Below are 24883 nucleotides of genomic sequence, written 5' to 3'. Positions count from 1 at the left end.
GGATCTCCCCTCTGCGTGGTGACCCTTCCAGCCTGCCCCCGGCTACCCCTGCGGGGTAGGGGCTGCTCGACCCGGGAAGCAGGTCCCACCCGGCCCCGGCGCCTTTACCGCCGCACCGCGAAGCCGGAATCAGGCGAAGCGATTCGGTTCGGAGCAGCGCCGACCAGCCTCATCTGGCCGGCCCTCGTGGCGGTCTGCCCACCGATGATGTTCTTCATGATGCGCGGCATGCGCGGCAGCAGCACTGGCCGGAGCAGCGGAGACCATGACCCGTCGACCCCAGGTGTCCCTCCCCGGGGCATTGGCACGCGCAGGACTCAGCCACCCATCGCGCACCAATGGTGACCGCACTCCTCCCGGCCTGGCCTTGTCAAGGTGCCCCCGGTCACAGCGCGTCCCTGGTTACGATGGCGCCGTGAGCCGCATCAAGGCGATCTCCGCCTCGTCACAGCCGCAGCCGACGCTGCGGCTGCCGGCGTTGCTGGTGCTCACCGTTCTGCTCGGCTTGCTGGGCATGCATGGCCTGGCGGCGGGCAGCGCTACGCCCGTCGCTCACACCGGCGCCCACACTGCGCATCACCGGATGATGGCGGCGGAGCCCGGCCACGCGTACGCCTGCCACGACACCGGCGATCCGGCCGGCCATCACGGCGCCCACGCGGATCAGCTGTGTGTCTCGGGTGCGGTACCGGGCTCAGCGGTGGCCCCGGCCCTGACATCGTCGGGCCTGGAGTCATCGCCCCAGTTGCAGCACATCGTGGCCGCAGCCCCCAAGGAACCGAACGGCGGGCGCGCTCCCCCCTCACTGGCGGAACTCCAACTCCTGCGGATCTAGAGGCACCCCGCGGAACGGCACCTGTCCCCTCAGGACAGGGTCGCCGTCCCGCGCGCAGGCATGCCTTCATCCCCGCAGACCCCAGGAGTTACCTCAACCATGCACGCCAATCGTTCCCTTGCCCGTCGCGCCTGGCTCGTCGCCGCTGCGGCCGCCACTGGTCTGCTGCTCGCCGCCTGCGGCGGTGGCAATGACCACTCCGGAGCCACGCACGGCGCACCCGGCAACAGCGTGTCGGCCTCGGCCTCCGTCGGCGAGTACAACCAGGCCGATGTGTCCTTCGCACAGCAGATGATCCCGCACCACCGCCAGGCCGTCGCCATGGCCGGGATGGCGGCGTCCCACGGAGCCTCCAACGAGGTCAAGGCACTCGCCGAGAAGATCGAGAAGGCACAGGACCCGGAGATCGAGACGATGTCCGGGTGGCTGAAGACCTGGGGCGCGAAGGTCCCCGATGCCATGGAGGGCATGCCGGCGATGGGCGGTATGGACCACGGCGACCACGCCGCCATGCCCGGGATGATGGGACAGGAGGACATGGACGAGCTGGATGGCGCATCCGGCAAGGACTTCGACCGTGTGTTCCTGACCATGATGATCGAGCACCACGAGGGTGCCATCGACATGGCGAAGACGGAGCAGCAGAAGGGCTCGGCCCCGGACGCCACCTCCATGGCCGGTGACATCGTCACGGCTCAGACCGCGGAGATCACGCAGATGCGGCAGATGCTCGGCACCAGCTGATCCCAGAGCGCTGTGCGGGGGTGGCCTCATGCCGCCCCCGCACCGTCAGTGCAGCCGCAGTGCTCGCGTGATCAGCCGGGCCGGCGCGGTGGCCGCGTGCAGCACGACCTCCAGCGGCCCGCGCCGGAAGATCCGCTTCCATGCCGGTGCCAGAACCATCGCGGCCGCGGCGAAGCAGAGCAGAACCGGCCGCGCAGCGGAGTCGGGCAGGCCATGGGTCTGATGCAGGTTTTTGCGCGTCGCCACGAAGAGCCCTTCCTCGCAGGGCTCTCTCCGGCTCCGCCCTTGGGGGCGTTGCCGCTGCTCACGGGGGCGGTGGTGACGGATGTTCACATTGCGCATTCCGGATCATCACCCGTTTCACGGCAATGGGACACCAACGGCACCTCAACTGAACGGCGACCACCGGCCCAACAGGGAAAGAAGTCAGCAAGTGCCGTTCCCCCTCCAGCCCGCCGCCCCCGGTCCGCGTTCCGCGGCACGCCGTGGCGCCGCCGTGCTCGCCCTGGCCACCGCGCTCGGCATCGGCGCCGGGATGATGACGACCGCCCAGGCGTTCACGCCCGAACAGCTCACGTCGGCACCCGCGGGCACGACGAAGCCGGGCGCCTCCGGCCGTGGGCTCATCCCGAGCACCCCCGGCGAGTCGATCGTCACCCGCGATACCCGCACCCCGATCGCGCCCGGGCTGAACCTGACCCGCTTCGACCGCTTCGACGCCGGCGGCTGGGTCCGGGGGCAGGTGCTCGTCGCGGACCTCGCCGAGGACCGGCTCAGCGTCGACCACATATCCTCCGGCACGGTCACCGGGAAGTCCCGCGTGACGGAGCAGGCCAGGCGCACGGGCGCCGTCGCCGCCGTCAACGGCGACTACTTCGACATGAACGACACCGAGGCCCCGATCGGCGGCGCCGTTTCGCGCGCGGGCGGCCTGGTCAACTCGCCCACCGTGGGCCGCAACCAGACGGTCGCCATCGGCGCGGACGGCCTCGGCCGGCTCGCCCAGGTGTTCCTGGAGGGCGACGTCACGGTCGGCGGCACGCAGCACCTGAAGCTGGCCGGGGTCAACTCCCCCGTCCTGGCGGCCGGCGGGATCGGGCTCTTCACCGACCAGTGGGGAATCGCCCCGCGCACCAAGCCGGTCAGCGGCGCGGACCGGGTCACCGAGGTCCTGCTGCGCGACGGCAAGGTCACCGAGGTGCACTCGTCCGTGAGCTCCGGCCCGATCCCGGCGGGCACCAGCGTGCTGCTGGGCCGGGAGGCGGGGGCCGACGCGCTCGCCGGGCTCGCGCCGGGCGACCCCGTGACCGTCGCCTACAAGCCGCGCGCCGACTTCGGCGACGTGGCGGTCGCCGTGGGCGGCGGGCAGGTCCTCGTCGAGGACGGCACGGTCAAGCACTTCACGGACGGCGACACCGTCACGGCGACCTCCCGTACCAGCGTCGGCTTCTCCGCCGACGGCCGCACCATGTACCTGGTCGCCGTCGACGGCAAGCAGACCGACAGCCGCGGCATGGACCTCAACGAGCTCGGCGCCTTCATGAAGGGGCTCGGCGCGCGGAACGCCCTCAACATGGACGGCGGCGGTTCCACCACCATGGCCGCCCGGCTGCCCGGCGAGAGCACCACGGGCCTGGTCAGCAGCCCCTCGGACGGTTCGGAGCGCCAGGTCGCCAACGGCCTCGGCCTGTTCGCGGCGCCCGGCTCCGGCAAGGTCCACGGCTTCCGCGTGCGGCCCGCGCTCACCGCGGACGGCTCGGACAAGGTCTTCCCGGGGCTGCACCGCACCGTACGGGCGCTCGCCCACGACGAGACGTACGCACCGGTGTCCGCCGGGCGGGTGCAGTGGCACGGCGACGGACGGCTGGACGTCCGGGCCGGCCGGGACGGCTCCGCCGTCGTCACCGGCAAGCGCTCCGGCAGCGGCCGGGTGGAGGCCTCCTCCGGTCACCGCGCCACGGGGTCCGCGGAGCTGACCGTGCTCGCCCCCGCCGTCCGCATCGCCCCGGGCAGCAGCCTGGTGGCCCTGGACGGCCTGGACGACACCGCCCGCCTGACCGTCACCGGGTACGACGCGCTCGGCGACTCCGCCCCGATCGACGCGTCCGACGTCAAGGTCACCGGTGGCGAGGGGGTCGTCTCGGTGTCGCCCGCGGACGACGCGACGTTCACCGTGCGCGGCCTGACCGACGGCGCCTCCACCACCCTGCACCTGACGGTCGGGAAGATGACCACCGACGTCGCGGTCACCGTCGGACTGGCCGAGAAGACCTTCGCGGACCTGTCGGACGCGTCCTCCTGGACCTCGGCGAACGACCGGGCCCCCGGTGGCTCCGTCGCCCCGGCCGAAGGCCACGACGGCGCCCCCGGCCTGAAGCTGACCTACGACTTCACCCAGTCCACCGCCACCCGCGGCCAGTACGCCGTGCCGCCGCAGCAGATCCAGCTGCCCGGCCAGCCGCAGGCCGTCACCATGTGGATCAACGGCGACGGCAACGGCGAGTGGCCGCGGCTGCAGTACCGCACGGCCGCCGGTGTGACCGCCAACCTGGACGGCCCCACCATCACCTGGACCGGCTGGCGCAAGGTCGAGTTCCCCGTGCCCGTGGGCACCCCCTACCCGCTGACGTTCCAGCGGGTCCGGCTGCTGGAGACCAGCGCCGCCCGCTCCTACACCGGGTCGGTCACCGTCAGCGACCTGCGGGCCAAGGTGGCGCCCGACGTGGAGCTGCCCGTGCAGCCCAGGGTCGAGGACCCGGTGGTCGTCACCAACGGCACCGTCGACGGCCGTCCCCTGCGCGTGGCCGTGATGTCCGACGCCCAGTTCGTCGCCCGTGACCCCGGCAGCCCGCTGGTCGCGGCGGCCCGCCGGACCCTGGAGGAGATCGCCGAGGCCGAGCCCGACCTGCTGGTCATCAACGGCGACCTCGTCGACGAGGGCTCCCCGGCCGACTTCGCGCTCGCCCGCACGCTGCTCGACGAGTTCGACGCCCGCACCAAGGGCACCGTCCCGTGGCACTACGTCCCGGGCAACCACGAGGTGATGGGCCCCGGGAACACCTCCAACTTCAAGGCCGCCTTCGGTGACACGACGTCGGTCTTCGACCTCGAGGGCACCCGCTTCATCACCCTCGACTCCTCCAGCGGCACCCTGCGCGGCGGCGGCTTCGCCCAGCTCCAGCTGCTGCACGACCAGCTCCGCGACGCGGCCTCGGACCGCTCCGTCAGCGGTGTGGTGGTGTTCGAGCACCACCCGACCGAGGACCCGCTGCCGGACAAGGCGAGCCGGCTCGGCGACCGCAAGGAGGCCGCCCTGGTCGAGCAGTGGCTCGCCGACTTCCGCGCGGAGGGCCACAAGTCCGCCGCGTTCGTCGCCGGTCACGTCGGCGCTTTCTCCGCGGCGCAGGTCGACGGGGTCCCGTACCTGGTGAACGGCAACTCCGGCAAGAACCCGGCGAGCACGCCCGACAACGGCGGCTTCACCGGCTGGACGATGCTGGGCATCGACCCGCGCCACGGCCGGGTCGGCGACCCCTTCGACGTCCCCTCCGGCGACTCCGGGACCTGGCTGCGCGCCGAGGTGCACGCCCGCGCCGACGCGGTGGACATGGTGGCCCCGGCCACGCTCACGGTCGGCGGCCTGGGCCACGCCTCGGCGACGGTCACCCAGGACGGCACCCGCACCGTCCCCGTGGCCTGGCCGGTCGGCGCCACGTGGTCCGGCAGCCGGGTCGACGTGGCCGGCGCCGACGGCGGCGACCACGGGCACGGGCACGGCGACGGGGCGCCCGTCGTCACCTACGACCCCGCCACCGGGGCGCTCAAGGGGCTGCGCACCGGCACCGCGGTGCTGCGCGTGACCGTCAACGGCGTGACCGCCGAGCGGACGATCACCGTACGCCGCGGCTGAGCGATCGCATCCGGCACCCGCCCCTTCCGGGCGCTCCCTCGTACGGGGAGCGCCCGGAAGGCTCCGCCGATCGACGGAGCCGTCGCGTGCGCGGGCCTGCCCGCGGCGCGGTGCGGGCAGGCATGGAGCCGGAGGTGCGTGATCCATGCCCAGCGGTGACGTGCTGGTCCTCGTCGACGAGGACGGCCGGGTGGTCGAGTGGGGGCGTCCGGCCGAGGAGCTGTTCGGGTGCTCCGCCGAGGAGGCCGTCGGCCGGTCCCTGGGCGCGCTCCTGCGCGGGTCCGCCACGGCCGCCGGAAGCCACCGCGCCGGGCTCGCCGGCGGGGTCGCGGTACGGATCGAGCCGCTGCTGCGCGGCACTTCGGTGCTGTGGCGGGTGCGGACGGCGGGTGACCCGGCGCTCTCGCAGCAGGACGTGGCGATCCTGAAGACCGTCTTCGCCCACACGCCCATGGAACTGCTCGTCCTCGACCGGCAGTTGCGCGTGGTCCGGATGAGCGCCGCCTTCGGCACGGCGCGTGGCGCGTCGGGCGGGAGCCCGCTGGGCCGGCACTTCACCGAGGTGTACGACCTCGGCGGCCCCGAGGAGGAGGCCGCCGTGGCGCACGGGGTCCTGGAGAGCGGGGAACCGGTCCTCGACCGGCTCGTCCACGGCGCCGGGCCGCCGGGGCGGCGCGGCTGCCGCAGCCGTTCCGTCTGCTATTTCCGGCTGGAGGACGCCCGGGGCGAGGCGCTCGGACTGGTGGCCTCCGCGGTCGACGTCACCGACCGCGAGAAGGCACAGGGCCGGCTGGACCTCCTCGAGCAGGTCCGCACCCGGCTGGGGCAGGTGGCGAACGTGGGACTCGTCTGCCGGGAACTGGTGGACGCGGTCGTGCCCGCCCTGGCCGACACGGCCGTCGTCGAGATGGTCGACGACGTCGTCCGCGGGGAGGAGCCGCCGAAGGTGCCCGTCCACCAGGACGTGCCGCTGCGGCGGGCCGCGTTCCGGGGCCGGCTGCCGGCGTACCCGGTGGGCGAGGTGCGTCCGCTGCCGCCCGGCACCCCGTTCGCGGAGGTGCTGTCCGACCCGAGGGCGCGCCTGGTGCCGGTCGACGAGGACGCCACGTGGCTGGCCGCCGACCCCGCCCGGGCGGAGGCCATCCTGGGCAGCGGCACCGAATCCCTGATCGTGGCCCCGCTGGCGCTGCGCGACCAGGCGCTGGGCGTGGTCAGCCTCTACCGCGAGCAGGACCGGGACCCCTTCGACGAGGACGATCTGCGGCTGGCCTCCGCCGTGTGCGCGCACGCCGCCCTGTGCATCGAGAACGCCCGCCAGTACATGCGCGAGTGGATCATCGCCTCGACGCTCCAGCGCAGGCTGCTTCCGGGGCAGCCTGCGGACCGGCCCACCGTGGAGGTCTCCCGGCTGCACCATTCCGGCCCGGAGGGCGGCGGGGCGTGGTCCGACGCGATCCCGCTGCCCGGTGCCCGTACCGCGCTGGTCGTCGGCGACGTGGCCGGGCGGGGGATCGTCGCGGCCATCACGATGGGGCTGGTCCGGACGGCCCTCCACACGCTCGCCGCCCTCGACCTGCCCCCGGACGAACTGCTGGCCCGGCTGAGCGAGACCGCCGGCCGGCTCGCCGCCGCCTCCGCCGCGCTGCCCCAACTGGACTTCGAACCGCTGGGCATCGGCTGCGTGATCGCGGTGTACGACCCGGTGGAACTCACCTGCACCGTCGCCCGCGCCGGACTGCCGGAGCCGGTCGCCGTCCTCCCGGACGGCAGCTCGGCCACCCTGGCCGTCCCCGCGGGCCCCCTGCTCAGCGGGCCGTACGACGCCCCCTTCCCCGCGACCACCGTCGCCCTCCCCGCGGGGAGCACCCTGGCGATGGCGACGACCACGTTCGCGGAGCGGGTCCTGGCACCCTCCGCTCCGCTGCGTCCGCTCCTGGACGGCGCGGCTCGCCGGCCCCTGCCCGAGGTGTCCGACGCCATCGGGTCCGGGTTCGCCGGCTCGGGCCGGAGCGACGAGACGGTGATGCTGCTCGCCCGCACGAGGGCGCTTCCCGCGGACCGGGTGATGACCTGCGCGCTCCCGGCCGGCGCCGAGGCCGCGCCGATCGCCCGCGCGGCGGCGCGCCGCCGGCTGGCGGCCTGGGGCGTGGCGGAGGAGACGGCGTTCACCACCGAGCTCATCGTCGGCGAACTGGTCGGCAACGCGGTGCGCTACGGCGCTCCGCCCCTGCAACTGCGCCTGGTTCTCGAACAGATGCTGACCTGCGAGGTCAGCGACACCGCGGCCGGTGCCCCGCACGTGAAGCACGCGCGGACCGTCGACGAGAACGGGCGCGGGCTGTTCATCGTCGCGGGCCTCGCCGACCAGTGGGGCGTCCGCTACCGCGCCCAGGGAAAGACCGTATGGGCCCAGCAGCCGCTCGGCCCCGGCTCGGAGGGGACCTGACCACTCCCCGCGTCACCCCCGCCCGGGTCGCGCTCCCGGGTCCGCGGCCCGGGGAGGCTCGTGGTGGTCGAGGGCGGTACCCCCATGGACTTCCACGACATACCCGAGTACGTCGACCGGGCTGTCGCCGAGGCCGTCCCCTTCCTCCGGCAGCACCTCGCCGTCCCGGGCGCGGCGCGGGACTGAGGTCTCGCAGGTCCCGCCGGGACACCTATTCCCGGCACGGGGGGATGTTTTTGTCCCCTTTTCGCCGCATGTCCGGCATGTCACGGTGAAGTCACGTCGAATCCAGCAGCCGAGGAGCAGGGAAACCCACCATGACCCGCATCGGAAACCGTCACCCCAACACCGCCGAGGTCCGCGAGGACGCCGGCAGCACGGGCCGCGACCGGTGGTTCGTGGGCTTCCGCTTCCGCACCCCCCGGGGCTCCGTCGGCCGGCAGTTCTTCGTCGTCGGCGAGGCCGCGGACGCCGAGGACGCGGTGGCGATCGCGATGGCGCGGGCCTCGCTCCCCCGCTCCCGCGGCGCGCGCGAGGACGACGCCGAGATCGACGGCGTCGAGGTGCGGCGCCTGCGGTGGAACCCGCTGGGCTGGGCGTACCTCACCCGCTCCTGCGCCTGAGGGCGACACCGGTACGGGTCGGCGGCGCCTCCGGCACGACAGGAGGAGACGCCGCCGGGTGAGCGAACGGCGCACCCGCGACCCGTCGGTCGAGCGGGTGCGCCGTCGGCGTGGGATCAGCCCGCGAGGCCGCTGTTCAGCGCGGCGGTGAGCTTGATGACGCGCTCGGTCTGGATGCGGGCGGCGGTGCGGGTGGTGTCGTTGACGGGGTTGTTGCCCTGGGCGTCCACGTGGGAGGTGCCGTAGGGGTTGCCGTCGACGAACTTGGACGGGTCGGTGTAACCGGGGGTCACGACGATGCCGCCGAAGTGGTGGATGGAGTTGTACAGGGCGAGGAGGGTCGACTCCTGGCCACCGTGGGAGGTGGCGGTGGAGACGAAGGCGCTGTAGACCTTGTCGGCCAGCTTGCCCTGCGCCCACAGGCCACCGAGGGTGTCGATGAACTGCTTGAGCTGCGAGGACATGTTGCCGAAGCGGGTGGGGGTGCCGAAGATGACCGCGTCGGCCCACTCGACGTCGGCCGGCGTGGCCACGGGGATGTCCGCGGTGGCGGCGTGGTTGGCGGCCCAGGCGGGGTTGGAGTCGATCGCGGCCTGCGGGGCCAGCTCCGCGGCCTTGAGCAGGCGCACCTCGGCGCCGGCCTTCTCCGCGGTGTCGGCCATCTCCTTCGCGATCTCGGTGATGGTGCCGGTGGAGGAGTAGTAGACGATCGCAAGCTTGATCGACAAGGTGGTTCCTTTCAAGGAGGACCTGCCCCACGCGTCGGGGGTGCACGGCCCAGGGACACCGCGGCCCGTGGGGGCGGGCCGCGCTTCACTGGTTGAAGAATAAACAACATTGGGGCACCCCTGTCCACCGGTGTCCGTGCGACGAATGTCACGCGGTCCGCTTCCGAGCCCCCGCTCCACCGGCCTTCCCCCGCTCGGTGCGGGCGAGGGCGGCGGCATCCGGTGTCACGCGGTCCGCTTCCGAGCCCCCGCTGCACCGGCCATCCGCCGCGCGGTCCCGGCGAAGGCCGCGACATCCGGGCGCGAGGCCTCCCGCGGCCAGGCCAGCGCCAGTGTCGTCGCCGGCAGGTCCGCCACCGGGACGGCGACCACGTCCCGGGTCAGCCGGTCCGCGGCGGCCGAGCCGACGACGGTCACCAGCCGGCCGAGCGCCACCCGGTCGACGATCTCGTCGAGGCCCACGGGCGGGCACTCCTCCCGGTAGCCGGGTTCCTCGCGCAGCTCGGCGGTGGTCACCTCGTGCCGGGTGGCGAGCCGGTGGCCCCGCGGCAGCAGCGCGACGGGCAGCTCCTCCGCCACCTCGACCGTCCCGAGGCCGGTCAGGTCGTCACTCCCGACGCACAGCAGCGCGACATCGGCCGAGCCGTCGCGCAGCGCGCCCACCCGGTCGTAGGTGAAGACGAGTTCGGGGACGGCGCCGTCGTACGACCTGAGCAACTCCGCCAGCAGACCCGAGCCGGTACCCGGCCGGACCGCCAGGGCGAGCCGCGCGGGGGCGGCCGCCCGCCGGGCGCGGTCCACGGCCCCGTCAAGCTCCCGCAGCAGTCGCCGGCACTCGTCCAGGAAGACCTCGCCGGCGGGGGTGAGGGTGACACGGCGGCTGGTCCGCTCCAGCAGCCGGACCTCCATACGGCGCTCCAGCCGCGCGATCGCCCGTGACAGCGGCGGCTGCGCGATGCCCAGACGCTCCGCCGCGCGACTGAAGTGCAGCTCCTCGGCGACGGTCACGAAGTACTCGAGCTCACGTGTCTCCAGCCGATCCATACCTCCAGAGTATCGCCGCATGTCAGAAGCGTCATGGCTCCCGCGCACAACCCTTGGTCCACTGGGACCGGGCACCGCGGGGAACGGGTGCCCGAGACGCACGAGGAAAGGGAGGCACCGCACATGAGCACGCAGGAGCGCGAGGTCCAGGAGGTCCTGGCCCGCTATGTCCGCGCGACGGACCGGCGGGACGGCAAGGGCCAGGGAGCCCTGTTCACGGACGACGCCGTCGTACAGATCTACGCGAGGACCGGCGCCGGCGACCACGAACCCGTCGGCGAGCCCCTCGTCGGCGGGGCGGCCGTGGCCTACGCGGTCGAGCACTACATGGCCCCGCACCCCGAGGGCGGTTCCAGCCACCACATGACCGCCGACCACCTCATCGAGGTCGACGGCGACCGTGCCCATATGAACGCCCAGTTCGTCGTCTTCCGGACGCAATCCGCCCCGCGCCCCGCCGACGGGTGGCCCGCGGGCGCCTTCGGCGCCCAGGGCACGGTGGAGCCGGTCGAGTCCGGCTACTACGACACCGACCTGCGCCGGGTGGACGGCGTGTGGAAGATCGTCCACCACCGCGTCCTGATGGACATGCCGATCGCCCTCCCGGGGGCGTGATGCGGGCCGTGGTCTACCGCCGCTACGGCGGCCCCGAGGTGCTGGAGCTCGCCGAACTCCCCACGCCCAGGACGCATGTCGACTCGGTGCTGGTACGGGTGCGCGCGGCAGCGCTCAACCCCGCCGACCTGGCACTCCAGGCGGGCGCGCTCGACTCCGCCGTCGACACGTACTTCCCCGTCGTCCCGGGCTGGGACATCGCGGGCGTGGTCGAGCGCGCCGGGCCCGCCGCACCGGAGTTCACGCCGGGCGACGAGGTCATCGGGTACGTCCGCGGCGACGTGCAGCGCGCCCACGGCGGACTGGCCGAACTGGTCGCCGCCGACGTGCGCACCCTGGCGCACAAGCCCGCCGGGATGGACTTCGCCGAGGCCGCCGGACTGCCCCTCGCGGGGCTCACCGCCCGCCAGGCGGTGGTGCGCGCGCTGGACGTCCGGCCGGGCGAGACCCTCCTCGTGCACGGCGCGGGCGGCGGCGTCGGCTCCCTCGCCGTCCAGATCGCGCTGGCCCGCGGCGCCCGGGTGATCGGCACGGCCTCCCCCGCCGACCAGGACCACCTGCGCTCGCTCGGCGCGGAACCCGTCGCCTACGGCCCGGGAACCGCCGCACGGGTAAGGGAACTGGCCCCGCGCGGCGCCGACGCGGTGCTCGACACCGCCGGTGGCGGCACCCTCTCCGCGACGGCGGACGCCGCCCGTACGGGCGCCCGGGTGGCCTCCGTCGTGGAGACCGGGTTGCCGGGGGTCGTACCGGTCTTCTGCCGCTTCGACTCTGCGGACCTGGCCGCGCTGGTGGTGCTCGCCGAGGCCGGGAGGCTGTCGGTGCGGGTCGCCGCCACTTACCCGCTGGAACGCGCGGCCGACGCCCAGCGCCTGCTTGCTGCGGGCGGAACCCGGGGCAAGGTGGTGGTCGACCTCACCTGACCTGCGGCTTTGAAGTTACCGTCCGTTCTTGGTTCCATCGCGTCGGCTATGTGGACGGCAGGAATGGATGCTCTCGTGGAGAATGACGCACCGCTCGCGTGGGTCGGGGTGGACACGGTTGCGGAGCGGGCCTACCGCCTCCTGTTGTCCCGCGACAGCACGACCGTCGACGACGTGGTGTCCGCGCTGGGCGTGCCGGCGGACGAGGGACTGGCGGTCCTCGAACGGCTGCACCACGCGGGGTTGATGAGCCGCCGCTCCTCGGGGGAGTTCTTCACCGTGGACCCGCGGCACGCGCTGCGCTCGCTGGTCGAGTCGCGGGAGCGCCAGCTGGCCGCCGTGCGCGAGGCGGCCGGCCCGCTGGGGGCGCTCTTCGACGCGGCGAGGAGGGCCTCGGACGGCGGTCCCGGCACCGGCGTGATCAGCGGCCTGGAGGCCGTCGGAGACCGCTACTACCGGCTCAAGCAGACCGCGCGGACCGAGCTGTGCGCACTGGACCGCCCGCCGTTCCTGCTCGCCCCGAACGAGCCCCTCGACGAGGCGGCGGTACGGCGCGGGGTGCGGGTACGCGCCGTCTACGCCGCCGCCAGCTTCGAGGCCGACGGCGGCTGGCAGGACCTGGGCAGCCTCGTGTCGCGCGGGGAGGAGGCCAGGGTCGTGCCGGCGCTGCCGATCAAGCTGGCGATGGCCGACCGTTCGGCCGCGATGGTGTCGCTGAGCCTGTCGGCCGGGAGCGCCGAGTACCTGTACACCGAATCCCCGCCCCTGCTCGCGGCCCTGGGCGAATTCTTCGAGAACTACTGGTCCTGCGCCGCCCCGTTGACCGTCGAGCCGGGATCCGGCACCCTGCCCGCAGCTGTGCCGGAGGTGCCGGCCGCCGGAGGCGGCGGGTCCCAGCGGCCGACCGACGAGGAACGGAACCTGCTCGCGCTGTTCGCGGCCGGCGTCAAGGACGAGGCTATCGCCCGCCAACTGGGCATCTCGCCGCGGACGCTGCGCCGCAGGATCCAGGAGCTGTTCACCGAGCTCGGCGCCACCAACCGGTTCGGCGCGGGCGTCGCCGCGGCCCGCCGCAACTGGATCTGACCGGAGGCGGTGGCCCCTTCTGGCCACTGGCCGGTTTCGGCAGCGCAGGACGTTGGTCACCAAAGGATCACCCGGCTAGAACTTGTGTGCGCCCGCACGGCGTTTCGCTCGGCCGGGAATCCCGGCCGCCCCCCGATGAAGGAGCTTTGGTGGCACCACCTGCCCATCCTCCTGCGCGCCGACGGGCGATACCGCGGTCCCTCGCGGCCCTCGTCGCCGGCGTCAGCCTGACGGTCCTCACCGCCGCCGGACCGGCCGTCGCGGCCCCGGTCCCCACGCCACCCGCCGTCCCCGCGCCGTTCGCCGCGCACGACCCGGGGACCGGCGAACAGCCGTCCGCCGGGCGGTACATCGTCACCCTGCGCGAGCCGGCCGCCGCCACGTACACCGGCGGTGTGGCCGGAAAGGCCCGCACGGCCCCCCGCGAGGGCGAGGGCCTGAAGGCCGGCTCGGCCCCCGTGAAGGCCTACCGCGGCTACCTGCGCCAGCGCCAGGACGACGCGGCCAAGACGGTCGGCGCCCGCGTGATCTCCTCGTACTCCGCGGCGCTCAACGGCTTCACGGCCGAACTCCAGCCGCGGCAGGTCGAGGAGTTGCGTGCCGACCCCACGGTGGTGTCGGTCGTCAAGGACGACCTGCGCAAGCCGCTGGCGGCCGTCAACTCCACGGACTACCTGGGCCTCAGCGGCGGGAGCGGGGTGTGGGCCGGCAACGGCGGCGTCGGGAACGCCGGCAAGGGCGTGGTCGTCGGCGTCGTCGACACCGGCATCGCCCCGGAGAACCCCTCGTTCGCCGGTGCGCGGCTCGGCACCGAGCCGGGCCCCGAGCCGTACCTGGACGGCTCCGTGGTCACCTACCGCAAGGCGGACGGCGGGACCTTCACCGGCGCCTGCACCGCGGGCGTCCAGTTCACCGCCGCGGACTGCTCCACCAAGCTGGTGTCCGCGCGCTACTTCGTCGACAACTTCGGCGCCACCCACATCGGCGGTCCCTCGGTCGGCGAGTACCTGTCGCCGCGTGACGGCGAGGCCCACGGATCGCACACCGCCAGCACGGCGGCAGGCGCCAACGGCGTCGCCGCCGACCTCGGCGGCGTACCGATGGGCCCGATCTCCGGCGTCGCACCGGCCGCCAAGGTGGCGGCCTACAAGGCCTGCTGGAGCGGTCCCGACGCCAAGGACACCACGGACGACGGCTGCGCCACCGGTGACCTGCTGGCCGCGATCGACGCGGCCGTCGCCGACAACGTGGACGTGATCAACTACTCGATCGGTTCGGCCGACGGCGCCCGCACCACCGACTCGGTCGTGGACGAGGCGTTCCGCAACGCCGCCGCGAGCGGCATCTTCGTCGCCACCGCCGGCGGCAACTCCGGACCCGGCGACAGCACGGTCGACAACGCCTCGCCGTGGATCACCACCGCGGCGGCGAGCACCATGCCGACCCGCGAGGCCACGGTGGAGCTCGGCGACGGCCAGAGCGTCCTCGGGGCGTCCGTCTCGCTCCCCGCGGACGGCCGCAAGGTGTCCGGCCGGCTGGTGGCCGCCTCGGGCGCCGGCACCGACATCTCCGTCCGGCCGCAGCTGTGCGGTCCGGACAGCCTGGACGGCGCCAAGGTCAAGGGCGCGATCGTGCTGTGCGAGCGCGGCACGTACGACCGGGCGGCCAAGTCCGCTGAGGTGAAGCGCGCGGGCGGCATCGGCATGGTCCTGGTGAACCCCTCGCCGGACTCGACGGACCTCGACACCCACGCCGTCCCGACGATCGCCGTCGACGCGGACGGCTACGACGCGCTGTTCTCGTACGCCGCCACCGAGGCGCCCACGGCGACCCTGGTCGACGGCAACCCGCACGGGCTGGCGTCGGCGGCGGTCCCGCAGATCGCCGGGTTCTCCTCGCGCGGCCCGGTCCAGGCCGACGGCGGCGACCTGATCAAGCCCGACCTCGCGGCACCGGGTGTGGCCGTCCTCGCCGACGGCGCCAACGCCGCCGGCGGGCGGCCGAGCTTCACCTTCATGTCGGGCACCTCGATGGCCTCCCCGCACGTGGCCGGTCTCGGCGCGCTCTACCTGGGCCTGCACCCGCAGGCCACCCCGGCCGAGATCAAGTCCGCGCTGATGACCACCACCCGGCCCACCGTGACGGGGGCGGGAGAGGCGTCGGAGGACGTCTTCGCGCAGGGCAACGGCCAGGTGGACGCGACCCGTTACCTGCACCCCGGGCTGCTCTACCTGAACGGTCCCGACGACTGGGCGCGATACGTCGCCGCCGTCAAGGGCGACCGTACGGCTCCCGCGCCGTCCGACCTCAACCTGGCGTCGATCGGAGTGGGTTCGCTGGCCGGCCGGCAGACCGTGACCCGCACCGTGACCTCCACCGGGCCCGGCACCTTCACCGCCGACCCCGTGCGGATCCCCGGCGTGGACACCGTCGTCGAGCCGCGGTCGCTGACTTTCACCGCGGCCGGGCAGTCCGCGACGTTCAAGGTGACGTTCACCCGGACCAGCGCCCCGCTGGGCGAGTACGCCACGGGATACCTGACCTGGCGCGACGGCGAGCAGAGCGTGCGCAGCGCCCTCGCCGTACGACCGGTGACCCTGGTGGCGCCCACGGCGGTCGCCGCCTCGGGCAGCACCGGCCGGACCACGGTGACCCTCAAGGGCGGTGAGGACCGCGACGTGCCGCTGGACCTCACCGGGCTCTCCCGGGGCCTGCGCGTTCAGGGCTCGGGGACCGTCGGCGGTCCCGCGCGGACCCACGTCGTGGAGGTGCCGGCCGGGACGGAGCACGCCCGCTTCGCCCTCGACGCCGCCGACGACAAGGCCGACCTCGACCTGTCGGTGTACCGGCTCAACGAGTACGGGGACACGGCGCTGGTCGACCGGGCGGCCACCGAGTCCGCCGACGAGCAGCTGGACCTGGAGGACCCCGAGCCCGGTCTGTACGAGGTCGAGGTCGACTTCTTCGCCGGGTCCGGACCGCTCGACTTCACCGTGACCAGCTTCGCGCTGGGCGACAAGGGTGCCGAGGGCTCGTTCACCGCGCAGCCCGCCACGGCGGCCCTGCGCGCGGGCGGCACCACCCCGGTCGCCCTGTCCTGGAAGGGCCTGCGCGCCGGAGCGGTCTACCTCGGGCGCGTCACGTACGGCGACACCGGACGGACCACCTATGTGACCGTCACCGGCGACCCGCGCACCGGCCCGCCCGGCGGTTCCCCCGGCGCCCGGCCCGCGGTCGCCGTGAAGCCCGCCTACGCCGTTCCGGGCCAGTCCGCGGTGATCGTGGCGACCGGGCTGACGCCGGCCGTCGACTTCCAGATCCGGGTCAAGGGCTCCGGGCGGGTCCTGGCGAGCGGACGCACCACCGACGACGGCGGCGTGGGCCGTCTGGTCACCCTCCCGGCCGACATCGCCACCGGGAAGCAGACCCTGGAGGTCCGGTACGGCAACCGGAGCGCGGGCGGCTCCTTCACCGTCGCCAAGCTGGTCCTGGGCGACGCCGAGCACTCCGACGCCCACGCCTTCGACGGCAACCCGCTGGCGGCGATGACCACCGCCATCCGGGGCAAGGGCACGGTGCGCATCACCGTCCGCGGCTCCTCCGGCACCTACCTGAGCCGGACCCTCGCCGTCGACGCCGGTGAACTGGGCTGGTACGCCTGGAAGTCCGAGCCGGTCGAGACCAGGCCGGAGAAGCTCACCGCCACGCTCACCGTGGTCGCGGACCACGGCCGCACCGGGCAGAGCAGGTCGGTGACCTGGACGCCCACGGCGGTCAAGGCGAGCAGCGCGTCGATCACCGAGGACCGCGGCACGGCGCACTCCGCGCAGGTGAGCTACACCAACAACTCGGACGTGCCGGTCTTCCCGACGCTGCGCTACAAGCTGACCAACGGCGACCTGGTACTGACCACCCTGCAGGCCGACCCGGAGGACACGTTCACCCGCTCCTACGACACGACCGGGGTGGACCGCCTCGACCTCGTGATCGACGGGACGACCGTGGCCACGTACCGGAACAAGGACCGCGCCGGGCTCACCGGACGTCCCGCGATGGTGGAACCGTTCTACGCGACCTTCCAGCGCGGCACCCCGGCCGGGCACCACGGCGGTCCCGCGCCGCTGAAGATGACGGTGACCAACCGCCCCGCGGCGTACAGCGCGGGATTCGCCCTGACGGTCGGCGAGGGCCCGGAGATCTACGCGGGCACGTCGCTCCTCCTCGACGAGCGCATCCCCGTCACGCGCAGCGCGCAGGAGGGGGCGCCCGTCTCGCGGACCGTCACGGTACCCGCCGGGCGACCGCTGTGGACCACCGCGTACTACGAGATCCAGGGCCCGATCTTCCAGGCCCTGGCGGTGCGGCGGATCCTCGTGCCGCCGGTGGACGCGGCGGACCTCGAACCGGTGCGCGGCTCCGGTTCCCGGTCGCCGTTCGTCGTGGACGCCATGCCCACGGAGGCGGCCGCGGGTTCCACCGCGTCGGTCACCGCGGCGGGCCTGTCGCCCCGTGAGCGCTTCACCGTGCGGCTCGACGGCCGCGTCGTGGGCTCCGGCCGCGCGACGGCGGGCGGCTTCGCCCACGCGTTCGTCACCGTCCCGCACGGCCACGACCGGACGCTGACGGTACGGGTGACCGGAACCGGGGCGGGTCGTTCGGGCGGGACCGTGCTCGGCGTCTCCGGCTGACCGCCGGCCCGGCCGGCGTGCCCTCCCCAGGGGTACGCCGGCCGGGCCGCGCCCGGGCCCCCGCCGAGGAGGCGCCGACGCGCCTGGGTGCGCGTGACCGACCGGGACCCGCCCGCGCAGGCACACCCGGTCCATGAACACCCCGCCGGCCGCGGCAGACCCGGAACGCCGATCATCTCCACCGGTCCGGCGACGCCCGTGAGCAGACCGGCGGTCAATGCTCCCGAGGCCGACCCGTACGGGCGGGAACACCCCCATCGCGCCGTCGGCGATGACGACCGGCACCGGCTCCGCGGCCCGGCGCAGCCGAAGTGAACGTGCACACCCGCCGCCGCGACGGGCCTTCCCCCTCGCAGCCGAGATCCGGCCGCGTTCCGCCCGGTCCACGCCCGGCGTCGCTGATCACGGCGAGCCCGTTCCTGCCGGTGGCGCGGCGCGCCGCCGGCAGGCGGTCACGCGCTCTCAGGGACCCGGCTCGGCCGGTTCCCGGTCCCCCGGCCGCAGGCTGCCCCGGTTGGCGAGCCGGAACAGGAGCGCGATCGAGGGGAAGATGAGGAGTCCGGCCACCACGGCGACGCCGATCGTCACCGCGAGCGTGGCCTCGGGGGCCGCCGCCGCGTCGATCTCCAGATGGGTGCCGAGCAGGTACGGGAACTGGGCGACGCCCCAGCCGAGCACGACCAGGGCGACCGCCGCCGCGGCGAGCCCGCGCAGGAACCTCGTCCGCTCGCGCCACACCATGACCATGGTCGCCACCCCGCAGAACGCGGCCAGCAGCACCAGCGGCAGTGCGCCGTGGCTCAGCCGGCGGAACAGGTGCGGGGAGTCCTGCCGGAGGACGAACACACCGGCGATGCTGACGCCTCCGGTCAGCACGGCGGCGAACAGGGCCCTGCCGCGGAAGTGCCGCTGCAGGGCGTGGTCGCGCTGCTGACGGGCCGCCACGTACAGGTAGGTGGCCGCGAGGTAGGCGCAGACGAGCACCGCCAGCACGCCGCCGAGCACCGACGTGGGATTCAGCCAGCTCGTGACGGCCTCCCCGTTGCCCGCCGTGGGCACGCGCCCGGAGGCGATGCCTCCGGCGATCGACCCGAAGCAGTACGGGGTCAGGACGGACGACGCGGCGAACGCGACGCCGTACAGGCGCTGCTCGGGGGTGCGCAGCGAGGCCTTGCGGAAGGCGAAGCCGGCGCCGCGCAGCACGATGCCCAGGACGGCGATGCCCAGGGGGATGTAGAGGGTCGTGGTGATGGCGGTGAACGCGACCGGGAACCCCGACCACAGGAAGACCAGGCAGTAGACGAGCCAGGTGTGGTTGGCCTCCCACACCGGGCCGACGGAGGTGTCGATCAGGTGCCTGGGGCGTCTGCCCCGCTCGGCCCCGCCCGCCGTGAGGTCCCAGAACCCGGCGCCGAAGTCGGCACCGCCGAACAGGCAGTAGGCGATGACGCCGAGGAAGAGGAACGCGGCGACGGCGTCCGGCATCACTCCTCCGTCCCGGCGCGCGCGCCGACCGGTTCCGGGCCGCTGCGCGGACCGTAGGGGACGTCCACGCTGTCGTCGCCCTCGGCCTGCCAGCGCCGCTTCATCGACAGCAGCACGGTCACCGCGCCGACGCCCACGGCCGCGTAGATGACGACGACCGACCCGAAGAAGGGCCACAGGTTGCCCTGGGTGGTCACCGCGTCCCGGGTGAGGAGGTGACCGACGACGGTCCAGGGCTGGCGGCCCACCTCCGTGACGACCCATCCGCTCTCCAGGCAGGCCACCGCGGCGAGCCCGCTGACCGCGCAGCAGCGCAGGAACCACCGCTGCCGGTCCAGGGAACGCCGCCGCCACCACAGCCAGGCGAACCACGCGGCGAGCGCCAGCAGGGCGAAGGAGAGCCCGACCATCACGTCGAAGGCGAGGTGGACGGTGCTGACGATCCGGTCCGAGGGACGCACCTCGGCGGGGATCGCGTCGAGCCCCTTGATCTCGGTGGAGGGGTGGAAGCCGGCCAGCAGGGAGGCCATGTCCGGTACGGGGATGCCGTACCGGACCTTTCCGTCGACCAGTACGCCGCCGAGCGTCTCGGGGACGTGCGTGCCGGTGTCCGGCAGCAGCTCGATCGCGGCGAACTTGGCGGGCTCGGCCTGGTACACGTACCGGGCGATGGTGTCGCCCACCAGGACCTGCAGGGGCAGCGCGAGGGCGGCGGTGACGAAGCCGATGAGGAATCCGGTGCGGTGGTAGCGGGAGGTGCGGCCGCGCAGCATGCCCACCGCGTAGACGCTCGCCACCGCGAACCCGGCGACGATGTAGGCAGCCAGCAGCATGTGGAGGAACTCCCACCAGAAGGCCCCGTTGAAGAAGACCTCCACCGGCCGGACGGCCACGATCCTCCCGTCGCGCATCGTGAAGCCGCCCGGCTGGTTCATCCAGCTGTTGGCCGCGATGACGGCGCCGGCGCCCCCGATGCTCGACAGCGCCACGGGTACGCCCGTCCAGAAGTGCGCCCAGGGCGAGAGCCGGTCCCAGCCGTAGATGTAGAGGGAGACGAAGATCGCCTCGAGGAAGAAGAACAGCCCCTCGATGGCGAACGGGAAGCCGAACGCCGGGCCGAAGCCGCGCATCAGGCCCGGCCAGAGGATGCCGAGCTCGAAGGAGAGCACGGTGCCGGTGATCGCCCCCACGGCGAAGAGCACCGCGGCCACCTTCGACCAGCGCCGCGCGAGCAGCATGGCGTCGGCGTCCCCGCGGCGCAGACCGCGGTGGTTCGCGATGAGCATCAGCGTGGTGAGGGCGACACCGAACGGCACCAGGATGATGTGGAAACCCAGGGTGAAGGCCATCTGCTGACGGGCCGGCAGCAGCTGAGCCGGATCACCGGCCGACCCGGGGCCCAGCGCCAGCAGGTCCCAGGCCCCCGTCATCGTCCGCACCGCCCGTCGGCGAGGATCCTCCGGCCCGTACCACTCGTGTTCGCCACCGCCATCACATCGACCACGACCCTTTCGCGACAGGACGATCACCTTAGGTCACGACGGTCGGTATGAGCGGGAATGCGCACTGCGGGCGGGTGCCGATGACCCGTTCGGTGGTCGTGGAGCCCGTGCCCCGGGCCGGTCGGTCCGGGGCGGGGCGCCCGGCGGTCAGCGGGTGCGCGCGAGTGGGGACAGCTCGCCCGAACCACGCGGCACGAGCCGGGTCCCGACCAGGATCGTACGGGCGCGGGTGCGGTCGCCCTCGAGGCGTTCGAGGGCGGTGGAGCCCGCCAACTCGCCCATGGTGGAGGGGTTCTGGGCCACGACGGTCAGCGCGGGTTCGAGGATGCCGGCCATGGGGACGTCGTCGAAGGCGACCACCGCGACGTCCTTGCGCCCGCTGCGGGAGAGCTCGGTCATGACCCCGATCGTCATGACGTTGTTGCCCGACAGCAGCGCGGTGGGCGGGTCCGGGAGGGCGAGCAGCCGGGCCGTCGCCTCGGCTGCGCCCGCCGGGTCGTGGGCGTCGGCGACGAGTGTGCGGTCGTGGGGCAGGTCCGCCCCGGCGAGCGCCGCGCGGTAGCCGGCGAGCCGCTCGCGGCGCGTGTACAGCCGGGCCGGCAGGTCGCCTATGAAGCCGATCCTGCGGTGTCCGCCGGCGATCAGGTGGGCGACGCCCTCCTGCGTGCCGGCCCGGTTGGAGCTGACCACGGTGTCGGTGGTGAGTCCGTTGCCGGGCCGGTCGAGGAAGACCACCGGCATCCCGGCGGCCCGGTGGGACTTGAGGTGGGCGTGGTCGGCGCCCACCGCCGGCGCCACCATGAGCACGCTGACCCGGCGGGCCAGGAAGGTGCGGATCAGCGCGTGCTCGCGCTCCGGGTCGTCGTCCGACGAGCCCATCAGCAAGGTCAGTCCGTGGCCGTGCACGGCGTCCTCGATGCCGCCCGCGACGGCGCCGAAGAACGGGTTTCCGAGGTCCGGCACCACCAGCCCCACGGTGGTGTCGGGGCCGCCCACCCGCATGCTCCTGGCCATGAGGTTGGGCTGGAAGCCGAGCTTCGCCACGGCTTCCAGCACCCGCCTCCTGGTCTCCGGGGAGCTGGGACCGTCCTCGTTCAGCACCCGGGAGACCGTCTTGGCACTGACACCCACCTCGCGGGCCACGTCGGCGAGGGTCGGTCTGCGGGTCGCTGTCATGGACCACCTTTTCTCCGTGTGTCGGCCCCGCGGATGCCGGAGCGCGTCGGTCAGCTCCCCAGGACCCCGGCGGCCGAGGCTGCGTCACTGTCCGCCACGACCGTACCGCCGTCGGGTCGCACGCCGAGCGCGCCGGTCATGATGGCCACCACCTCGGCCATGGAGTAGTCCGACGGCTTGATGACGGCCTCCCGCCTGCCGAGCCGGTGGACGTGGACGCGGTCGGCGATCTCGAAGACATGGGGCATGTTGTGGCTGATCAGGATCACCGGGATGCCCTTGTCCCGGACGCGGCGGATGAGGTCGAGGACCTGTCCCGACTCCTTGACGCCGAGGGCGGCGGTCGGCTCGTCCATCACCACGACGCTGCGCGCCCAGGCGGCGGCGCGGGCGACGGCGACGGCCTGGCGCTGGCCGCCGGAGAGCGTCTCCACGGGCTGCGTGATGGAGCCGACCCCGACCTTGAGCGCGGCCATGTGGTCGGCGGCCTGACGGCGCATCGTCTTCTTGTCGAGGAGGCGGAGCACCGAGCCGAGTACGCCGGGGCGGCGGATCTCGCGGCCCAGGAACATGTTGGAGGCGATGTCCATGGACGCCGCGACGGCGAGGTCCTGGTACACCGTCTCGATGCCGTGCGCCCGCGCGTCCTGCGGCCCGGCGAACCTGATGGGCCGCCCGTGCAGGCGGATCTCGCCGGCGTCGGGGACGAGCGCGCCGGTGAGTGCCTTGATCAGGCTGGTCTTGCCGGCCCCGTTGTCGCCGATGACGGCCAGCACCTCGCCGGGCATGAGCTCGAAGTCGGCGTGGTCGATGGCGGTGACGTGCCCGTAGCGCTTGACCAGCCCGCGCGCGCTGAGCACGGGTTCGGGCCCGGCGGCGGGCGCGGAGGCCTCCGGTGCGGGAACGTCCGGTGCGGGAACCTCCGGTGCGGGAGGCGCCGGGTCGTGGGAGGCGGGGCCGGTCATCGGGTCCCCTTTCGCGAGAGCTGGTCGACGGTCACCGCGAGGATCACCAGCACACCGGTGACCAGCGTCTGGTAGACGGACGAGACGCCCATCAACTGCAGGCCGTTGCGGAAGACTCCGACGATGAGCACGCCGACGAACGTGCCGAGGACCGTGCCCCGGCCGCCGAACAGGCTCGTTCCCCCGAGGACGACCGCGGTGATGCTGTCGAGGTTGTCGGTCTGTCCCGCCTGGGGGTCGCCGACCCCGGTCCGCGACACCAGCAGGAGGGCGGCGATCCCGTAGACCAGCCCGGCCACCGTGTAGACGCCGACGGTCAGCCGGGAGACCCGGATGCCGCTGAGCCGTGCGCTCTCCGCGCTGTTGCCGAGGGCGTAGACGTGACGGCCCCAGGCGGTGCTGCTCAGTGCGTAGGCGAAGCCCAGGAAGAGGGCGATGGTGACCAGCGACCCGTAGGTGACGTCCGTCTTCCCGAGGGGGAAGGTGCGGCCCAGCGCGGTGAGCGGTTCTGGCAGGCCGGTGACGGTCTGCTCGTCGGAGTAGATGTGGGTGAGGGCGAAGGCGACGTTGAGCATGCCCAGTGTCACGATGAACGGGGGCAGCGGCACCGTCCGCACCAGCAGCCCGTTGACCAGCCCGAACGCTCCGCAGACCAGGATGCCCAGGCCGATCACGAGCAGCGGCGGCAGCGGCCCCTGGACGGCGAGCTTGGCGATGAGGATGCCGCCGAAGGCCATGACCGCCCCGCACGACAGGTCGATGCCCGCGGTGAGGATGATCAGCGTCTGGCCGATCGCGAGCGTGCCGACGACCATGACCTGCTGGAGGATCAGCGAGAAGTTGCCGCCGGAGAGGAACTGGTCGGTGGCCAGGGAGAAGAACACCGAGGCCAGGACCAGGGCCGCGAACGGTCCCGCGGCGGGCGCCGCGAGGAACCGGCGCAGCGCGGCCGGCTCCTTGCCCACGGCGGCGAGCGAGGTGGATGCGGTCACCGTGGTCAGCCCCAGCAGTTCTGCAGGCCGAAGCCGGTGTCCTCGGCCTGCGCGCCCGGCTGCGCCTTGTCGGTGATCAGGGTGACGCCGGTGTCGGTGTAGCCACTGGTCTTCTTGCCGTCCTTGGCGAACGCGGCCACCGCCTTGACGCCGTCGGCGGCCATCTTCAAGGGGTACTGCTGGGAGGTCGCGGCGATCTTGCCGTCCTTGACCGCCTGCACGCCGGTGCAGCCGCCGTCGATGGCCACGATCATGACGTCCTTCTCGCGGCCCTTGGCCTTGATGGCGGTGTACGCGCCGAGCGCGGCGGGCTCGTTGATCGCGTAGACCAGGTTGATGTCCGGCGCCTTCTGCAGGCAGTTCTCCATGGCGGTCTGGCCCTTGGCCTGGTCGCCGCCGGTGTCCTGGGAGCAGACGATCGAAGGGTCGGAGGCGTCCACGCCGAACCCCTTGACGAAGCCCTCGTGGCGCTGCACGCCGACGGACACGCCGGGGGCGAGGTCCAGTGTGGCGATCTTCGCCGTCTTGCCGGCCATCGCGGCCTTGGCGTAGGCGCCGATCAGCTCGCCGGCCTTCACGTTGTCGGTGGCGAACAGCGCGTCGGCGGCGTCCTGCGGCTCCGGCGGGGTGTCCAGCGCGATGACGAGCACGCCCTTGGCGCGCGCCTTGGCGATCGCCGGGACGATGGCCTTGGAGTCGTTGGGGGTGATGAGCACGCCCTTGACCCCGGCGGCGACCATGTTCTCCAGCGCGGTGACCTGACTCGCGTTGTCGCCGTCGAACTTGCCCGCCGCGGTGGTCAGTTCGATGTTCTCGCTCTTGGCGGCCTGTTCTGCGCCCTGCTTCATCTTGACGAAGTAGGGATTGGTGTCGGTCTTGGTGATCAGGCCGACCTTCACCTTGCCCCCGGACGGGGAGCCGCCGCCGGAACCGGAACCGCACGCGGCCAGGGACAGGGCGAGGCCGGCGGCACCGATGACGAGGACCGGACGGGCTCTACGGGACATCTGCGACTCCTACGGGAAGCAGTGAGCGGGGACAGCCGTATGGCGCTGCGTTCGGCGAAGGATCTCGCCAGGAGAATGCCAACGTTGACACATGTCATCGTTGACACCGCATGC

Annotated in this window: 20 protein-coding genes; 11 read left to right on the top strand and 9 right to left on the bottom strand. The window is 73.3% G+C overall.

Features of this window, described 5'->3' with window-relative positions:
* Window positions 1-15: 15 nt before the first annotated feature.
* From ACFW3D_RS26155 to ACFW3D_RS26145, 3 genes are all read left to right on the top strand, one after another.
* Window positions 16-345: a DUF2933 domain-containing protein gene (locus tag ACFW3D_RS26155; RefSeq protein WP_500507671.1), complete on the top strand. Its 330-nt coding sequence runs from the start codon at window positions 16-18 to the stop codon at window positions 343-345.
* 70 nt (window positions 346-415) lie between these two features.
* Complete coding sequence (locus ACFW3D_RS26150) at window positions 416-835, top strand: DUF6153 family protein (RefSeq protein ID WP_500507669.1); 420 nt, start codon at window positions 416-418, stop codon at window positions 833-835.
* Window positions 836-934: 99 nt separating this feature from the next.
* The gene (locus tag ACFW3D_RS26145) at window positions 935-1579 is read left to right on the top strand and encodes a DUF305 domain-containing protein (RefSeq protein ID WP_500507667.1); all 645 of its coding nucleotides are present in this window, start codon (window positions 935-937) and stop codon (window positions 1577-1579) included.
* 45 nt (window positions 1580-1624) lie between these two features.
* On the opposite strand, the gene ACFW3D_RS26140 is transcribed toward ACFW3D_RS26145, so the two are convergent.
* Window positions 1625-1825, bottom strand: coding sequence for a DUF418 domain-containing protein (locus ACFW3D_RS26140; protein WP_500507665.1), 201 nt, complete (start codon window positions 1823-1825; stop codon window positions 1625-1627).
* A 187-nt stretch (window positions 1826-2012) separates the two neighbouring features.
* On the opposite strand from ACFW3D_RS26140, the gene ACFW3D_RS26135 reads away from it, so the two are divergent.
* The 4 genes from ACFW3D_RS26135 to ACFW3D_RS26120 all read left to right on the top strand — a co-directional run bounded on the left by ACFW3D_RS26135 (window position 2013) and on the right by ACFW3D_RS26120 (window position 8558).
* A complete protein-coding gene (locus ACFW3D_RS26135; RefSeq protein WP_500507663.1) occupies window positions 2013-5489 on the top strand; it encodes a phosphodiester glycosidase family protein in 3477 nt (1158 codons plus the stop codon).
* A 145-nt stretch (window positions 5490-5634) separates the two neighbouring features.
* Window positions 5635-7935, top strand: a complete 2301-nt coding sequence (locus ACFW3D_RS26130; protein ID WP_500507661.1) for a SpoIIE family protein phosphatase — start codon at window positions 5635-5637, stop codon at window positions 7933-7935.
* Between the two features lie 63 nt (window positions 7936-7998).
* The gene (locus tag ACFW3D_RS26125) at window positions 7999-8121 is read left to right on the top strand and encodes a hypothetical protein (RefSeq protein WP_500507659.1); all 123 of its coding nucleotides are present in this window, start codon (window positions 7999-8001) and stop codon (window positions 8119-8121) included.
* Window positions 8122-8252: 131 nt separating this feature from the next.
* The gene (locus tag ACFW3D_RS26120; RefSeq protein ID WP_500507657.1) at window positions 8253-8558 is read left to right on the top strand and encodes a hypothetical protein; all 306 of its coding nucleotides are present in this window, start codon (window positions 8253-8255) and stop codon (window positions 8556-8558) included.
* Between the two features lie 116 nt (window positions 8559-8674).
* On the opposite strand, the gene wrbA is transcribed toward ACFW3D_RS26120, so the two are convergent.
* Together wrbA and ACFW3D_RS26110 are read right to left on the bottom strand one after the other, a co-directional pair.
* Window positions 8675-9286 (bottom strand): NAD(P)H:quinone oxidoreductase, encoded by a 612-nt coding sequence (gene wrbA, locus ACFW3D_RS26115; protein ID WP_500507655.1) that lies wholly within the window; start codon window positions 9284-9286, stop codon window positions 8675-8677.
* A gap of 225 nt (window positions 9287-9511) precedes the next feature.
* A complete protein-coding gene (locus ACFW3D_RS26110; RefSeq protein ID WP_500507653.1) occupies window positions 9512-10330 on the bottom strand; it encodes a LysR family transcriptional regulator in 819 nt (272 codons plus the stop codon).
* Between the two features lie 123 nt (window positions 10331-10453).
* Here ACFW3D_RS26110 and ACFW3D_RS26105 point away from each other — a divergent pair, with 123 nt between their 5' ends.
* From ACFW3D_RS26105 to ACFW3D_RS26090, 4 genes are all read left to right on the top strand, one after another.
* Window positions 10454-10945 carry a nuclear transport factor 2 family protein gene (locus tag ACFW3D_RS26105; protein ID WP_500507651.1) on the top strand — a complete coding sequence of 164 codons (492 nt, stop codon included), beginning with the start codon at window positions 10454-10456 and terminating at the stop codon, window positions 10943-10945.
* Window positions 10945-11868, top strand: a complete 924-nt coding sequence (locus ACFW3D_RS26100; protein WP_500507649.1) for an NADP-dependent oxidoreductase — start codon at window positions 10945-10947, stop codon at window positions 11866-11868. Before ACFW3D_RS26105 ends, ACFW3D_RS26100 begins: the two co-directional genes overlap by 1 nt.
* A 75-nt stretch (window positions 11869-11943) precedes the next feature.
* Window positions 11944-12954, top strand: coding sequence for a helix-turn-helix transcriptional regulator (locus ACFW3D_RS26095; protein WP_500507647.1), 1011 nt, complete (start codon window positions 11944-11946; stop codon window positions 12952-12954).
* A gap of 149 nt (window positions 12955-13103) precedes the next feature.
* Window positions 13104-17642, top strand: a complete 4539-nt coding sequence (locus ACFW3D_RS26090) for a S8 family serine peptidase (RefSeq protein ID WP_500507645.1) — start codon at window positions 13104-13106, stop codon at window positions 17640-17642.
* A 462-nt stretch (window positions 17643-18104) separates the two neighbouring features.
* Here the strand turns inward: ACFW3D_RS26090 and ACFW3D_RS26085 are convergent, their stop codons facing one another.
* The 6 genes from ACFW3D_RS26085 to ACFW3D_RS26060 all read right to left on the bottom strand — a co-directional run bounded on the left by ACFW3D_RS26085 (window position 18105) and on the right by ACFW3D_RS26060 (window position 24769).
* Window positions 18105-19127, bottom strand: coding sequence for a cytochrome d ubiquinol oxidase subunit II (locus ACFW3D_RS26085; RefSeq protein ID WP_500507643.1), 1023 nt, complete (start codon window positions 19125-19127; stop codon window positions 18105-18107).
* Entirely contained in the window at window positions 19127-20557 is a 1431-nt protein-coding gene (locus ACFW3D_RS26080; RefSeq protein WP_500507641.1) for a cytochrome ubiquinol oxidase subunit I, read from the bottom strand. The genes ACFW3D_RS26085 and ACFW3D_RS26080 overlap by 1 nt, the downstream gene beginning before the upstream one ends.
* 219 nt (window positions 20558-20776) lie before the next feature.
* Complete coding sequence (locus ACFW3D_RS26075; protein ID WP_500507639.1) at window positions 20777-21805, bottom strand: LacI family DNA-binding transcriptional regulator; 1029 nt, start codon at window positions 21803-21805, stop codon at window positions 20777-20779.
* A 50-nt stretch (window positions 21806-21855) separates the two neighbouring features.
* A complete protein-coding gene (locus tag ACFW3D_RS26070; protein WP_500507637.1) occupies window positions 21856-22770 on the bottom strand; it encodes an ATP-binding cassette domain-containing protein in 915 nt (304 codons plus the stop codon).
* Window positions 22767-23771 (bottom strand): ABC transporter permease, encoded by a 1005-nt coding sequence (locus ACFW3D_RS26065; protein ID WP_500507719.1) that lies wholly within the window; start codon window positions 23769-23771, stop codon window positions 22767-22769. The genes ACFW3D_RS26070 and ACFW3D_RS26065 overlap by 4 nt, the downstream gene beginning before the upstream one ends.
* Window positions 23768-24769: a sugar ABC transporter substrate-binding protein gene (locus ACFW3D_RS26060; protein WP_500507635.1), complete on the bottom strand. Its 1002-nt coding sequence runs from the start codon at window positions 24767-24769 to the stop codon at window positions 23768-23770. The genes ACFW3D_RS26065 and ACFW3D_RS26060 overlap by 4 nt, the downstream gene beginning before the upstream one ends.
* Between the last annotated feature and the right edge of the window lie 114 nt (window positions 24770-24883).

Source organism: Streptomyces sp. NPDC058864 (assembly GCF_042742985.1).
Lineage (GTDB): Bacteria > Actinomycetota > Actinomycetes > Streptomycetales > Streptomycetaceae > Actinacidiphila.
The sequence above is the reverse complement of the archived record's forward strand: the minus strand, read 5'-3'. Positions and strand labels throughout refer to the sequence as shown.

Coding starts and splice junctions, on each gene's coding strand:
- ACFW3D_RS26145 (WP_500507667.1), top strand. CDS start 935: ATGCACGCCAATCGTTCCCTTGCCCGTCGCGCCTGGCTCGTCGCCGCT.
- ACFW3D_RS26130 (WP_500507661.1), top strand. CDS start 5,635: ATGCCCAGCGGTGACGTGCTGGTCCTCGTCGACGAGGACGGCCGGGTG.
- ACFW3D_RS26120 (WP_500507657.1), top strand. CDS start 8,253: ATGACCCGCATCGGAAACCGTCACCCCAACACCGCCGAGGTCCGCGAG.
- ACFW3D_RS26110 (WP_500507653.1), bottom strand. CDS start 10,330: ATGGATCGGCTGGAGACACGTGAGCTCGAGTACTTCGTGACCGTCGCC.
- ACFW3D_RS26105 (WP_500507651.1), top strand. CDS start 10,454: ATGAGCACGCAGGAGCGCGAGGTCCAGGAGGTCCTGGCCCGCTATGTC.
- ACFW3D_RS26100 (WP_500507649.1), top strand. CDS start 10,945: ATGCGGGCCGTGGTCTACCGCCGCTACGGCGGCCCCGAGGTGCTGGAG.
- ACFW3D_RS26085 (WP_500507643.1), bottom strand. CDS start 19,127: ATGCCGGACGCCGTCGCCGCGTTCCTCTTCCTCGGCGTCATCGCCTAC.
- ACFW3D_RS26080 (WP_500507641.1), bottom strand. CDS start 20,557: ATGACGGGGGCCTGGGACCTGCTGGCGCTGGGCCCCGGGTCGGCCGGT.
- ACFW3D_RS26075 (WP_500507639.1), bottom strand. CDS start 21,805: ATGACAGCGACCCGCAGACCGACCCTCGCCGACGTGGCCCGCGAGGTG.
- ACFW3D_RS26070 (WP_500507637.1), bottom strand. CDS start 22,770: ATGACCGGCCCCGCCTCCCACGACCCGGCGCCTCCCGCACCGGAGGTT.
- ACFW3D_RS26060 (WP_500507635.1), bottom strand. CDS start 24,769: ATGTCCCGTAGAGCCCGTCCGGTCCTCGTCATCGGTGCCGCCGGCCTC.